Source organism: Pseudomonas eucalypticola (assembly GCF_013374995.1).
GTDB classification, from domain to species: domain Bacteria; phylum Pseudomonadota; class Gammaproteobacteria; order Pseudomonadales; family Pseudomonadaceae; genus Aquipseudomonas; species Aquipseudomonas eucalypticola.
In genome coordinates this window covers 2,715,504-2,729,392 of record NZ_CP056030.1, presented here as the reverse complement: position 1 = coordinate 2,729,392, position 13,889 = coordinate 2,715,504, and the positions used below count along the sequence as shown (strand labels likewise).

Sequence of the window (13,889 nt, the reverse complement as noted above, 5' to 3'; positions counted from 1 at the left end):
GATTGAGGCCATGGAGAAATGTCGCGGCATTATAAGGGCAAAAGCGGCCGGTCATAAAAGGCTGCTTTCGGCCAATAACGGCCGTTCTGGAATGGCAGGAAACGACCGATAACTGCCTTCGATACGCGACTTTCGCCCGCCAGCGGCTCGATTGTAAGAATATGGCGGAGAGCTGCAAAACCGCCTACGCTTATAGAATGATTCCTCGAACGCCTTGCCCATCTGGTGGTATAGAGCCGAGAGATCTGACTTCCTTTGACCGTCCGCTTAACACCCACCCGGACCAACCCGCGCCTATCGCCAGCAACTGCCCCCTGAGTCCGGCCCACACGACCAGAAGTACGGCGCAACGGGTAAAAGCCAGACCCAGTCCCCCCACCTGCCGTTCAAAAGCGACCGTTGCCGCAGCACCTCTGGAAACGGGGGCGCTGTTCACGTTCTGCCATGAGGTCAATCCGTATGTATCGGCCGAGCACGATTCCTTACCAGCAGCATCGAGGGTTCAGCCGAACCTTCACTCAGGGGCATTTGAGCCTTGGATTATTCTTTCCCATGGAGGCGTTCGACGGGGACACTCCGAGCATGCTCAACCAGGTCACACTGGCTAAACAAGCCGAGGCGCTGGGCTTCTGCGCGCTCTGGTTTCGCGACGTGCCGCTTCGCGACCCTGGCTTCGGCGATGTCGGCCAAGTCTTCGACCCCTGGGTTTACCTGGGTTATATGGCCGCCCATACCTCGGAGATTGCACTTGGCACCGCCTCCGTCGCCATCCCGCTGCACCATCCCCTGCACACGGCCAAGGCGTCAGCCAGCGTAGATCAGTTGAGCACTGGTCGCTTGATTCTGGGGGTTGCTTCGGGAGATCGGCCAGTGGAGTTTTCGGCGTTTGGCGTCGATCCCGAAAGGCGGGGAGAGATCTTTCGAGAACACTACGAAGTGATTCGCCGCGCCCACAGCACCAGTTTTGAGCCCATCCACTGGAGCACTGGTGAAATGCAAGGCGCAGACCTGATTCCGAAACCGACCACCCAATTCATTCCAATGCTCGTGACCGGCAACAGTCGCCAGTCACTGGATTGGATCGCGCGTGAGAGCAACGGATGGATCAACTATCCACGCATTCCGAACATGCAGCGGCTGGTCGTGGAAGATTGGCGACTGGAGGTCACGAAACAATGTGGTTCTGTGTATAAGCCCTTTACTCAGTCGCTGTACATCGATCTCGATGGGAATCCGTCAACCCCACCCACACGTATCCATTTGGGGTTCAGACTTGGACGTTACCATCTACGTTTTTTGCTGGAGTCGCTTGAGGAAATCGGCGTGGACCACGTCATTCTCAATCTCAAATACGGCAAGCGCCCTGCGGTGGAAGTTATTGAGGAATTGGGTACGCACATCGTTGCGCAGTTCGGAGTGCAGCCGCGTCAGGCAGCTCATTGAACATCGGTCACTGCTACGCCGACGAATGCTCACTTGACGAAACCATAAGATGTCACGGCGCGGATGACCTCCGGTTCTATATCCATGATGGAGATCTTCGCGCCATGAGCGACCGGTGCCCGGCAAACAATCTACCCTACCCAGCCTAAACCCGTGTTGAGCACGTTGCCTTGCAGATTCTGTGCGGCTTCCACGCCGTCCCTGGACACGATTTGCGCGCGTATCCTTTCACTTATACCGAGCGCGCAAGCATGGCATGAATCCTGGACACGGCACTTTAGCCATGACATTTATCTTCAATACAAGGGTTTGATTGAGCACCGCCCGGAACAGCAGCAGGCCCAGGCTATCCTGATTTTCACAAAATACATCGTGGGCCTCCCAGTACTGACTGGAGCTTCCTATTGGGTTTGCTTAGCCGGGTAGCTTGGCCGCAAGGACGTCAACCTTCTCGATTGATGGCGGTTCGGCAAATAGCTCGGCAGCGTTTGCCATAAGCGCCGCCGCGACCTTGCCCGAAAGATGAGCCTGCCGGCCCGCTTCATCCGGGAATGCGTCAAAGATGCCAAAGGTGGACGGCCCCAAGCGGATTCCAAACCAGGCTGTAGTGGCTGGCTCCTCCTCCACTAACGGAAGGCCACCCAAAAGAAAGCTCTCTACATCCTTTTCTTTCCCGGGTTTTGCTTCTAGGCGAACGAACAACGCTACTTTGACCATGATGTGGCTCCTGTTGTTACGATGCGGCTGGCGCTATCAGATCGCGATAGCTAAGAGGGGCATCCGAGACTCTTAACTATGGTCGACGATACCAGGATTACAAACCCAAATAGACCAAGGGTAGCGGCGAGTAGCGCACGAGCAGTGAGAACGACGTAGTGGGCAGCATGTAACCGCAAGTCAGCCACTTGCTCACTTGGTCCCACCCTCTGGTCTGATAATGATGATTCAACGATATCTGAAATTTAGAAAAACATAAGAGATCATGGTTGCTGTCAGGCCGACCAATATGTACTCGACGCGGGGTAAAAACACGACTAACCCGCCCAAAGAAAACACTATCAACGTGTTTTGTAGGATGTATTTCCTTATTCTACTCACGGCTATGAAATAGCCATATTGCTTACCTAGGAAAAACAAGGCCATGCCGGTGATCGACATCATCTGGAAATCGCGTATCGCAATATCGTTCAGGATCGCATGCCTAATCAAATTTGCCAGAAGTGCCAGCCCCATAAAAAGAAAAAGGTGCGAGTAGATTAAGGCGTGCCCACTCATACTGCTTTGATGTTTGTTCAGCAAGTAAAAACTATCAAAATAGATCCACCAGATACTGCAAATCATGATAAATCCGGTGATGGCCGCCATCACATTATAATAACCCCATTGAATGTTAGATAAGCCTCCGGAAAGGCTAATAATTGACTCCCCCAATAAGATTAGGGTGAGTAGACCTATGCGCTCAACCAAGTGCTCTGTGTGTGCTGGCAACGGTTTTAGTTTAGTCCAGAAAAATACAGGAAACAGAATATCAAGAACAATCCCAATATAAGCAACAAGGTAACGCAAGGGCGGGTCAAAAATAACGGATGAAAGGCTAATAACCGCGCTAACTAATAGGGCGAAGCCAAGCCTTGAGGAAAGTTCGCCGCGAGAATCGAGTTTACTAATGGATGAAATATACATAACACTGATGATTGCACGTATACCAAAATAGCAGGCAATAATGAGCGGGTAGTTCACTTCCAAGTCTTCCCCGATCCGTGCCGATAGCACAATGAGCAGGAGCATTATGAATAATGTTGCCAAACGGTGAAGATTGCTGTCTGTATCGAACCTGTTGGAGTAAATCGTGTGACTGGACCAGATCCACCACAACGGCACAAAAAGCAGTAAGAATGTCCATAATTGCTTATATTCAAAGTGCCCATCATGAACATGTCCGAGAGTGTGCGTAACCTGGCCTATCGTAACAACGAAAGTCAGGTCAAAAAACAACTCCAACCATGTGGCGTGTCGATTTTCTTCATAGTACTTCAACGATTTCATTAGTTGCCGGCTCCGTGCCCACCTCTTTAATGTAAAAGGAAGCTAACGTTGGTTTTTCCTCGGCTCCGATGTGGGTGATGCCAAGCCGATTTGGCTCTCTAGCGATTTCGTCCACGCACTAACAAAAGCTCAATCATCTGACTCATCCCGATGAACTCTGGAACTCCGTCATAGCGAAGCCCGTCAATGTAAAACGCTGGGGTGCCATTCACGCCGCTGCGTACACCGCCATTGAAATCGGCTTGTATTTTGGGAATGTAAGTATCCTCTTGCATTGCAAGATCGAATTCCTCCCTGGAAAGGCCGTGTTTGAGAACGATGGCGCGATACAGCGGCAGGCCCAATCGATCCTGATTTTCGTACAATTCGTCGTGGGCCTCCCAGAAGAATCCTCGACTTCCGGCATACTCAGCGGTGACCGCTGCACCCAATGCATGGGGGTGAGCGGTGGTCAGAGGGAAGTTACGGAACACAAACAGCAAGTCATCGCGAAAATGCTGTTGCAGATTCTTGACCATCCAATAAGCTTCACCGCAATAGGGACATTCATAGTCGCCAAATTCGACCAAGGTGACCTTGGCATGCGCACTTCCCTGGCGATGGTCGTTGGCACTTACCGGGACTTTGAGCGTGGCCATCTAATCACCTGTTAATTTTTGGTTGGCGTGCTTTGTGGCGAATTCGCCAAAGCATCCAGCGCATCCAGAATACCGTCCGCACCAGGGTTGATTGCCATCGGGGAGACGTAGCTCCAGGCAACCACCCCGTCCTTGTCAATCACGAACAGCGCACGCTTACAAACCCCGAGCTGGGACTCGTACGCTCCATACTGTCGTGCCACAGCCCCTTTGGGCTCGAAATCGGCCAACAGGCTGAAGTGAAAATTCCGATCTTTGGCAAAGGCCTGATGACACCAGGCGCTGTCAACCGAGATACCCAGTAGCGCCGCACCGTATTCTCTGAATGTGGGTAGCAACTGGTTGTACAAAGTCAGTTGGTCACCACACACCGAAGTCCAGTCAGCGGGATAAAACGCCAATATCACGGGATTTCCCTTTAGCTCACGCAGCGAAAACTGTTGATCAGGGGTTGCGTGAAGAGTGAAGTCGGGCGCGACAGTGCCGGCCGGCAGCGGCCCCTGAACCAGATCGCCATTGGTTTTTTGTGCATCATCGAACTCTAAAGTATTCATTGCTTGAACCTCGATAGATGGGTGGTTGGGACGTGCTCAGTGGGATGCGACGTGCCCGGCGGGATAGCTCCATCCACCATCAAGGGGTTCAAAAAAAAACAACGCTGCCTCGATCTCAGCCTGAGCCTGAGTGATTTCGGCAGCGAAACGTTCACGTTCCGCATCAAGGAACACAAGAAGATCCGCCGTGTAATCGCGGGATTGGATTAGGCCAGGTTGGCAGGGGAATGGTCAGATTCGCTCTGGCTCACCAATGACTATAGTCGTTGATGGACGCTTACCGTAGTAGCTGAACGATTTTTCGCTACCCTCCAGTGCCAACAACGATCGTGTCCCAGGAAGTGGTGTAACTAAACCAATCGAAGGCGCCCTGCGGGCGAAAGAGGTTGGTCATCGTGGTTTTTGGCTAACGTTGAGTTTGCGGACTTAACCTTCACCAGAGAAACCACGATGACCAAGCCCACTATCGCATTGACCGAGTTGGTTGAGAAAGGGGCAGATGCTGATCTGCTCAAGCAAATGATCCAGTTCGTTGCCCAGCGCATGATGGAGTTCGACGTCGAAGGCCTGTGCGGCGCCGGCTTCGATGTCAAAAGCCCAGACCGGACGAACAGCCGCAACGGCTACCGTGATCGCCTCTGGCAAACCCGCGCTGGCGATGTCGACCTAAAGATCCCGAAACTGCGTCAGGGTAGCTATTTCCCCGGCTTTCTAGAGCCACGCCGTACTGCCGAGAAGGCTATGGCGGCGGTGATCCAGGAGGCCTATATCCAGGGTGTTTCAACGCGTTCAGTGGACGAGCTGGTCAAAGCCATGGGCATGACCGGCATCTCCAAGAGCCAGGTGTCACGGCTGGCTGGCGAGATTGATGAGCGGGTCCACGCCTTCCTTGATCGCCCACTTGAAGGCGACTGGCCCTATCTCTGGATCGATGCTACTTACGTCAAGGTGCGGGAGGCCGGGCGCATCGTCTCGGTCGCCGTCATAATCGCCGTGGCCGTGAACACCGATGGTGGCCGCGAAGTCCTGGGCATGCGGGTTGGCCCTTCGGAAGCCGAGCCGTTCTGGACAGACTTCCTGCGAAGCCTTATGCGGCGTGGCCTGCGTGGCGTAAAGCTGGTCATCTCTGACGCCCACGAAGGGCTCAAGGCCGCTGTTTCCAAGGTCTTCAACGCGACTTGGCAGCGTTGCCGCGTGCACTTCATGCGCAACGCCATGGCCCATGTCGGCAAGGGGCAACGCACCATGGTGGCGGCGCTCCTGCGTACGGTTTTCGCCCAAGACAGCCGTACCGAATGCCATCAGCAGTGGCGCCTGGTCGCCGATCAACTGCGCGAAAAGTACCCCAAGATCGCAACGCTCATGGACGGCTGCGAGGATGAAGTGCTGGCGCACATGGCGTTTCCCAAGGCGCACCGGCAGCAGTTGCACAGCACCAATCCACTGGAGCGGCTCAATGCCGAGATCAAGCGCCGCACCGATGTCGTGGGTATCTTTCCCAACGATCCGGCGATCACACGGCTGGTAGGCGCGATGCTGTTGGAGCAGAACGACGAGTGGTGCCTGCAACGGCGTTATATGCAGTTGGAGGCCTTTGAGGCAGTCAGCGATAATCCACAGGCCAAGCTGTCGGCCGTGATCAACTAAACGGCAAGCTCTGTGGCCAGAACCGCGATGAGTTACACCACTTCCTGGGACACGATCGCCAACAACACTCACGCGCTGATCTTGCTGCCATTTCAGGCGGCGTTTTAACACGATGATTTTGGCAGCTATTTCGCCACTTCAGACAAATTTACATCTGCTTTCTGGACGACAACTGCTGCCCCTTACGACAAGCAGAAATCGACCAGAGGCAGACACTGAAACCGCCTTCAGGTCTACAGAATGAAGGTTGATATGGGAAATGCTCTGGACAAACGAGTCGTTGTCATTAGTGCCGGCATCGTGGGCGCTTCGCTGGCGTAACACCTGGCTGATAAAGGCGCGAATATCACCTTGGTTGAGGCTGAAGGTATCGCGCCGGGAGTGTTTGGAGATTCACTCGCATGGAGCAACATCCTATACGGATAACGTGACCCCATTGCAGCACTGTGCGGAGCAGCAGTCAAAGATGCGGCTCGCGCAGCGATGGTGCTGTACCTAACGAATAGTCGAGATCGGTCTTCGGGAAGCTGAGCGGTAGACTTTGCGAATATTGTCACTGACCGCTTTTGGCCGTTAGCTGCCCTCTGCCAATGACAGCTTTGGGTCGAAAGCAGCCGGTCGTGCACTGCGGGACAGCGGAGATGTAGCGGCGAAACAGGCTTAATGCTTATCCTCAGGGGTGAACTCCGACCACGCTTGCACTTTGTTCTGTTCAGCCCGCGGGTTCCACTGCACGCCCGATTTGGCAATCACCCCGGGCTTGAGCCGTTGCGAATCGTCATAATCTTCCCAGGGGTGGAAATATAGGGGCTGCAGGCTGTCGAGGCAGTTGAGTTGCTCGGCATACCCGGTCAGATAGTCCTGGCGCTCATGCTCGGTGACGCTGGCCGGCATCCAGGCCGTAAACGGCGGCAGTACGGCGAAGCCTGTGTAAGCCAATATTCCGTTGTGGATCGGCCAGAGAATGTGGTGCAGGTCGCCGTCGATGCCATTTGGTTCATACAGCGATGATGCCGTGCCGGTGGTGATACACAGCATCGCCTTTTTCCCTTTGAAATGTCCCGAGGCGTACTTGCGGCCGGTAGAGTAGGCGAACCCCCGCGCAAAAACTCGGTCCACCCAACCTTTGAGGATCCCCGGCATCGAGAACCACCAGACCGGGAAGTGAAGCAGGACTAGGTCCGCTCGGCTGACCTTGTCCTGCTCGGCCTTGATCTGTGCCGCGAAGGTATTGTGGGCAAACGCATGTTCTTGCTCGCGAGGAAGATTCAAGTAATGCTTGTCGGCACGCTCGCCGACGAAATCATCACCACCCAGTGCAGCCTGCCAACCCATGGCATACAAGTCACTGATGGTCACTTCGTGCCCACCTGTCTGCAGGGTCTCGACGGCGGTACTTTTCAGTGCCGCGTTGAAGGATTGAGGCTCAGGGTGAGCCAGGACGATAAGCACGTTCATCTCGATACCTGTGTAGTTCATGTCAGGGTCATCTACAAAGCGCTTTTATCAAACGCCCATGTCTCTGAGCCCCTGCTGCAGATCAGTAAACCCAAGTACGTTGCCATGGGCTCCGTGGCGTTAATCTCATTTTCTTCACCCTTCACACTTCGCGCCAGGACCGTTCCGATGTAATTTTTGGCGAATGGATATACTCGTTAAATGACGTAGCCCCTCGCATACCAACACACCGACCGCGAGCCATATCGGCAAAAACGTCATCCACTCCTCCGTTTGGATTTGCTCACCTAGCATAAGCGCCACGCCTACCATCAACACCGGTTCCACGTACCCCAAAAGCCCAAACAGGCTGAACGGTAAGAGCTTACTAGCCACGGTGTAACAAATGAATCCGGCGGCGCTGATGATCGCCAGGAGAGGCATCAGCAGATACAGACGGGGTTCTTCAACGACGGCACTGATGCCTGCGCCGTGCTCAAAGGCGAAATAGGCGGCAACAGGAAAAGTCAGGAGAATATCGAACCAGAGCCCTCCGGTATGAGCGGACCGCAGACGCCGTCGCAGAAGGAAATAGAGAGGAAATCCGATCGCGACCACTAGCGTGGGCCATGAGATACCACCGACTTGATAGATCTCATTCGCTACGCCGACCGCGGCGCAGAGAGCCGCAAATTTCTGCAGGCTGGTGAGATGCTCGCCATAGGCAATACGCCCAACGAACAACATCACAAGCGGCAGCAGAAAATAACCTAATGATACATCCAGGCCATGGCCATTGAGAGGTGCCCACATAAACAGCCACTGCTGGGTTCCCAATAGCGCACTGCTTATGCACAGCAGGGGAAATAATGCCGGGTCGGTTCGAATGCGCTTGCATAGTTCAACTACGTTGCCCCAGTCCTTGGAGAGGATCAAAAATAACGTGATGGCAGGAAGCATTAACAGCATCCGCCATCCAAATATTGCCTGGCCATCGAGTGGGTGGAGCAACGTCGCGTAGAAATACAGACCTGCAAAAATTGCAGATGCCGCAACAGATAAACTAACGCCTTTTAACAAGGTGCCTCCTCTTGAATTTGGCTGAAGCGTGATTACCGAGGGGTCATTACCCAGGGCGGCGCGCTTGAGAATTTGGATTCAATCCAGCCTTTGAACGCGAGCACCGTGGCGGAAGGAAATTTCGACGACGGCCTCACCAGGTAAACCCCACCCACAGGATCGAGCCGCCATTCGGGCAGCACGCGAACAAGATCCCCAGAGGCAATTTGACGGCTCATCAGCCACTCGCCAGCGCCTAGAATTCCATGCCCTGCTAAAGCGGCCGCCAAGAGAGTCTCACTGTCGTTCGAGGTCAACGACCCCCGGGTCATCACAGTTTCCTGACGGTCTGCTTGGTGCAATCTCCATTCAGGAAAGGAGGCAAGGCCGCTGAAGCGAAGGCAGTTATGACTGGCGAGGTCTCGCGGTGCGTGAGGTAAACCGAACGTGTCGAGATAGACAGGGGAAGCGCACAAGATACGATGGTGATCACAAAGCTTAGTCGCGATCAGTCTGCTGTCCTCAAGCTCGCCTATCCGTACGGCGATGTCGTAACCTTGCTCAATGATATCGACCACGTGCTCACTGTAATCCGCGACGATTGAGACGCCGGGATGTGAGCGTAGGAAATCTGGCAGCATTGGACCCAGCCACAACCTGCCCATAGCGGCCGGTAACGTCAATCGCAATAACCCACGGACTTCCGTCGCACCAGAAGTGGCTTCCTGCTCAGCGTCAGCAATCAGTCCAAGCGCAGACCTCAACCGCTGCTCAAGCTTTGCACCCACTTCTGTAATGCGGACTTGGCGAGTAGAACGTTCCATGAGGCGAACACCCAGCCGCTTTTCCATCGCGGCCAGGCGCTTGGAGATTACCGTCGGATGACGTTGTAGCAATTTCCCAGCGGCCACGAAAGAGCCTTGGCCAGCCACCGCAAGAAAGGCTGCTATCTCATCGCTATGCTGACTATCAAGGACGTCAAAGCTCATGGCGTTAGCACAATCGCCCCTGCTGATTTTCCCGTTTCAAGCGCCTCGTGTGCCGCGACAGCGTCGGCAAGTGAATAGGTGTTCCAGATGCGGGGTGTGATGATACCTGCCTCGACCGCTGCAAATACATCAGCGGCGCGCTCTTGGTATTCAGCTGTGGAAGCGGTGTGCGCAACAATAGAGGGACGCGTTAGAAACAGAGACCCTTTGGTGTTGAGGGTCGAAAGTTCCACTGCAGATGGCGCACCCGATGATGCCCCAAACGACACCATCAACCCGCGAGGCCTGAGACTGTCCAGAGAAGCCTCGAAAGAGATTCTGCCAATAGGATCGTAAACGACGTCGACCTTGCGTCCTTGGGTAATTTTTGCGACATCTGACGCAAGCGTCTGCGGATCGAACACCAGCACCTCATCACATCCCACAGATCGTGCACGCTCAATGCTTTCTGGCTTGGAGACGACACCAATGACGAAAGCCCCTAGATGCTTGGCCCATTGCCCCATGATCTGGCCAAGGCCTCCAGCTACTCCATACAGCAGCACTGTCGTGCTTGGGCCCACAGGATATGTTGATTTGAGCAGGTACTGAGCCGTAATCCCCTTGAACAACACAGCGGCGGCCTCCGCAAATGTTACCCTGTCGGGAACCTTGACCAGTCGTTCAGCTGGATAAAGCCGTTCCGTTGCATAGCCGCCTAGCGGGCCAGTCGCATAGGCCACCCGGTCACCTGGCCGAACATTCGTAACACCCGAACCTACCGACACAACAGTGCCTGCTCCTTCAAGGCCTAAGCCAGAAGGAAGCGGCACCTTCACAGCACCGCTGCGTTGAGTCACATCGAGGTAATTGACTCCAACGGCCTCATGTTTAATGAGAGCCTCATTGGCTCCCGGAGCCAGCACGGTCACTGGTCCAAGGGAGAGAACGGACGGTTCCCCAGGGTGATCAAAACGAATTGCTTGAGCCACGGCTTTGCTCCAGTTGGTCAGGAATCACGATCAGTATGGAAACTCATTCCTAGGCATACAAGATAGACTAATTGCATCGTATAACTGCACCAAATGCAGCAATGACCTGCAGGACCATTGAATACTTGTTGCACTGCTTAGCATTGATCCATCGAGATGTAGCTTCAGTTGCTCGATCTCGCCGGCTCGCGACGTGGGTAGCCGCGAGTGGTGTCCATATAGGCCCCACTCCGATTCATCGCCCGAGGCTTGATGGGGGGATGAAAGAGACGGATTCCATCGCGCCCAGCGCACGAGCGTCATGGTGGGCGCCGATCAGCAAGCGGCGTTCCTGACTTCAGGTTGTAACCAAGAACCCGCTCAGAGTCTGCTTTGGGTCAGAAGAGATCGACGGCGAGGTCGCGATCTGGTGGTGCGGAATGGAATGCGCTGATTGCTGCGACGCGTTGCGACTGGGACAAGCCCAAAGCGTAAGCGGCACGCTTTGGCGAGTGATAACACGTTCAACGCCGCCCCCGAGTGCGTCCACTATCGGCCACTCGTAACTGCTCCGATCACACGGCATCCTCCGTTATTCCCCTCATCGTTGCGCCAGCGCGCGCGTGGCACAGGCACCTCCAGGCGAGCGGCACTGCGCTCAGACACGCCGTCGCACACAGCCACAGGGCAGCTGCCAGGGTGTTGCCGGTCTGGCGGTAGACCAGGGTGATCAACGTGGGCGTGGAACTGCCGAACAGCGTCACCGCCAGGGCGTAGGCCAGGGACACCCCCAGCGCCCGGACATGAACCGGAAACAGCTCTGCCAGCGCTGCCGCCGCAGGCCCGGTATACAGCACCATCAGCACCGCCAGGCCGCATTGCACGCTGACCAGGGCGTGAACGCTGGGTCCGCGGTTCAGCCAGATGAACGCCGGGCAGGCGCACAAGGCAATGCCCAGGGCGCCGGCCAACATCACCGCATGGCGGCCAACCCGGTCCGACAACCCGGCCGCCAAGGGGCACAGCAAGGTAATCAACCCCACCAGCACCAGCCCCAGGTAAGCCTCGTCCCGGGGCAGGCCGAGCACCATCGAGGCATACGTAGGCATGAAGTTGATCAACTGCGTGGCCACGGTCCACAGGGCAACCATCAACACACCGGCGATCAGTGCGGGGAGATGCTGGCGCAGACGGATACGGCCGCCCGCGGTTGCCTGGACCTCAAGGTAACGGCGCAGGGGCTCGCTTTCCTCCAGGCCGCGACGAATCTTCAGCCCCGCCACCACCACCAGCAGGCCGAACAAGTAGGGTAGCCGCCAGCCCCAATCATCCAGTTGGGCGGGGCTCAGAACACGCGACAACAGGCTGGCACTCAGCCCGCACAACAGGAATGAGGCGGCTTGCGCCACCTGCTGGCTGGAGGCGAACACTCCACGCCGGTGCGCGGGCGCCGTCTCCACCAGGTACGCCAACGCCCCGCCGATTTCGCCACCCGCGGCGATGCCTTGCAGTACCCGGGCGACAATGACGCTCAAGGGGGCCAACCAACCGATCACTGAGTAGGTGGGGCACACGGCGATGATCAGGGTGCCGGCCCCCATCAGCATGATCGATAGCGTCAGCGCGGCCTTGCGCCCGTGACGGTCGGCATAGCGGCCCATCAGCAAGGCCCCCAGCGGCCGCGCGATGAAGCCCACGCCCAGGGTCAGGTAAGAGGCCACCAACGACATCAACGGGTCGCTGGCGGGAAAGAAGGCGGCCGCGATCTGCAGGGCAAAGATGGCGAATAAAGTGAAGTCGAACCACTCCAAGGCAGCACCAACGCTGACGGCCACCAACAGCTTGGCCCGTTCGCGGCGCGCCGGGGCACTCATTGGTCACCCCGGCATGCCGAGGGCGGCGTCTCGTAGCCCACCAGGCGGCGCAGGAACTGGGTGCACGCCTGCAGTTGCGCCACGTCCACGTATTCGTCGGCCTGATGCGCCTGCCGGATGCTACCCGGGCCGCACACCACCGTGGGAATCCCGGCAGCCTGAAACAACCCGGCCTCGGTGCTGTAGGCGACCCGCTGCGCCCCCGCGTTCACGGCACACGCCTGTCGCAGCCACTGGGCGAAAGACTGGTTGGCCTGCTCGTCCAGTCCTGGCGTGTGCAACGTGTGAGAAAACTCGATCGCGGCGCCCGCCGCATGCTCCGGCGCTCCTCCCCCCAACGCCTGGCCGGCATACGCCTTGACCTGTGCCAGCAATTGCTCGGCATCGCAGCCTGGCAGGTAGCGGATCTCGAAGTCAAAGCTGCACTCGCCGGGAATGACGTTGCCCGCCACCCCGCCCTTCACCTTACACACCTGAACCGTTGTGTAGGGAACGTCGAAGCCTCGATCCAGAGGCCCCTGGGCTAACCGCCGGGCCATGTGCTGAAGTTGCACCTGAACCCGCGCGGCAACGTCAATGGCGTTGACGCCTTCACTGGGCACCGACGAATGAGCCGCCTTGCCACGCACGCAGCAGTTGATCTCGTGACGCCCCTTGTGGCCGATCACCAACCCCATCGAGGTGGGCTCACCGACAATGCACCCGGCCGGCGCCAGCCCTGCCTGGGTGATGAACGGGACCAAGGCCTGCGCACCGTGGGCGCCCACCTCCTCATCATAGGACAGAGCCAGGTGGAAACTCTGCCGGGGTGAGGCCATCAGCTCCGGAACCATGGCCAGAACCACCGCGATGAAGCCTTTCATGTCGCAGCTACCACGACCATACAGCCGCGCGCCGTCCAGCCGGGCCGTGAAAGGGTCCTGGGCCCAGGCCTGGCCCTCCACAGGGACGACGTCGGTGTGCCCAGAAAGAATGATGCCGCCAGGGCGTACCGCCCCAAGGCTGGCAAACAGGTTGGCCTTGTGGCCACACGCGGCAGGCAGCACCTGGGCAGTCACACCCCACCCCTCCAGGTAATGCCGAACCCACTCGATCAAGTCCAGGTTGCTGCGGTCGCTCACGGACGGAAAACCGATCAGGACACGGGCAATATCCAGGGCGCGCATCAGCACGCTGCTGTCAGTCGGGCAGGCAGTCACCGCCCCTCGGGCCAAGGCCAAAGAAGATGTCATGGGATGCTCCGGCAATCAGT

General features: G+C 56.7%; 12 protein-coding genes and 1 pseudogene. 3 read left to right on the top strand and 10 right to left on the bottom strand.

Going from position 1 to position 13,889, the window contains the following annotated elements; translation table 11 throughout:
• Positions 1-459 precede the first annotated feature (459 nt).
• Complete coding sequence (locus HWQ56_RS12320; RefSeq protein ID WP_176570656.1) at positions 460-1,443, top strand: LLM class oxidoreductase; 984 nt, start codon at positions 460-462, stop codon at positions 1,441-1,443.
• Between the two features lie 414 nt (positions 1,444-1,857).
• Here HWQ56_RS12320 and HWQ56_RS12315 read toward each other — a convergent pair whose 3' ends face one another.
• The 4 genes from HWQ56_RS12315 to HWQ56_RS12300 form a co-directional block, all read right to left on the bottom strand.
• On the bottom strand, positions 1,858-2,160 hold the full coding sequence (locus HWQ56_RS12315) for a putative quinol monooxygenase (protein ID WP_023047152.1): 303 nt from the start codon (positions 2,158-2,160) through the stop codon (positions 1,858-1,860).
• A 228-nt stretch (positions 2,161-2,388) separates the two neighbouring features.
• The gene (locus tag HWQ56_RS12310; RefSeq protein ID WP_176570655.1) at positions 2,389-3,489 is read right to left on the bottom strand and encodes a low temperature requirement protein A; all 1,101 of its coding nucleotides are present in this window, start codon (positions 3,487-3,489) and stop codon (positions 2,389-2,391) included.
• Positions 3,490-3,587: 98 nt separating this feature from the next.
• Positions 3,588-4,127, bottom strand: coding sequence for a DsbA family protein (locus HWQ56_RS12305; RefSeq protein ID WP_070086726.1), 540 nt, complete (start codon positions 4,125-4,127; stop codon positions 3,588-3,590).
• Positions 4,128-4,138: 11 nt separating this feature from the next.
• Complete coding sequence (locus HWQ56_RS12300; RefSeq protein WP_176570654.1) at positions 4,139-4,681, bottom strand: redoxin domain-containing protein; 543 nt, start codon at positions 4,679-4,681, stop codon at positions 4,139-4,141.
• A gap of 450 nt (positions 4,682-5,131) precedes the next feature.
• Between HWQ56_RS12300 and HWQ56_RS12295 the strand changes: the two genes are divergently transcribed.
• Together HWQ56_RS12295 and HWQ56_RS29060 are read left to right on the top strand one after the other, a co-directional pair.
• Entirely contained in the window at positions 5,132-6,328 is a 1,197-nt protein-coding gene (locus tag HWQ56_RS12295; protein WP_060501916.1) for an IS256 family transposase, read from the top strand.
• Positions 6,329-6,580: 252 nt separating this feature from the next.
• A pseudogene (locus HWQ56_RS29060) lies at positions 6,581-6,751 on the top strand (FAD-dependent oxidoreductase); the annotation flags it as partial.
• A 237-nt stretch (positions 6,752-6,988) separates the two neighbouring features.
• Here the strand turns inward: HWQ56_RS29060 and HWQ56_RS12290 are convergent.
• The 6 genes from HWQ56_RS12290 to argE form a co-directional block, all read right to left on the bottom strand.
• Positions 6,989-7,807: an NAD(P)H-dependent oxidoreductase gene (locus HWQ56_RS12290; protein ID WP_245217847.1), complete on the bottom strand. Its 819-nt coding sequence runs from the start codon at positions 7,805-7,807 to the stop codon at positions 6,989-6,991.
• A gap of 114 nt (positions 7,808-7,921) precedes the next feature.
• Positions 7,922-8,845: an EamA family transporter RarD gene (gene rarD, locus HWQ56_RS12285; RefSeq protein WP_176570653.1), complete on the bottom strand. Its 924-nt coding sequence runs from the start codon at positions 8,843-8,845 to the stop codon at positions 7,922-7,924.
• A gap of 32 nt (positions 8,846-8,877) precedes the next feature.
• Positions 8,878-9,813, bottom strand: coding sequence for a LysR family transcriptional regulator (locus tag HWQ56_RS12280; RefSeq protein ID WP_176570652.1), 936 nt, complete (start codon positions 9,811-9,813; stop codon positions 8,878-8,880).
• Positions 9,810-10,784 carry a quinone oxidoreductase family protein gene (locus HWQ56_RS12275; RefSeq protein WP_176570651.1) on the bottom strand — a complete coding sequence of 325 codons (975 nt, stop codon included), beginning with the start codon at positions 10,782-10,784 and terminating at the stop codon, positions 9,810-9,812. The genes HWQ56_RS12280 and HWQ56_RS12275 overlap by 4 nt, the downstream gene beginning before the upstream one ends.
• Positions 10,785-11,338: 554 nt before the next feature.
• Entirely contained in the window at positions 11,339-12,637 is a 1,299-nt protein-coding gene (locus HWQ56_RS12270; protein ID WP_176570650.1) for an MFS transporter, read from the bottom strand.
• Positions 12,634-13,869, bottom strand: coding sequence for an acetylornithine deacetylase (gene argE, locus HWQ56_RS12265; protein WP_176570649.1), 1,236 nt, complete (start codon positions 13,867-13,869; stop codon positions 12,634-12,636). Before argE ends, HWQ56_RS12270 begins: the two co-directional genes overlap by 4 nt.
• Positions 13,870-13,889 lie beyond the last annotated feature (20 nt).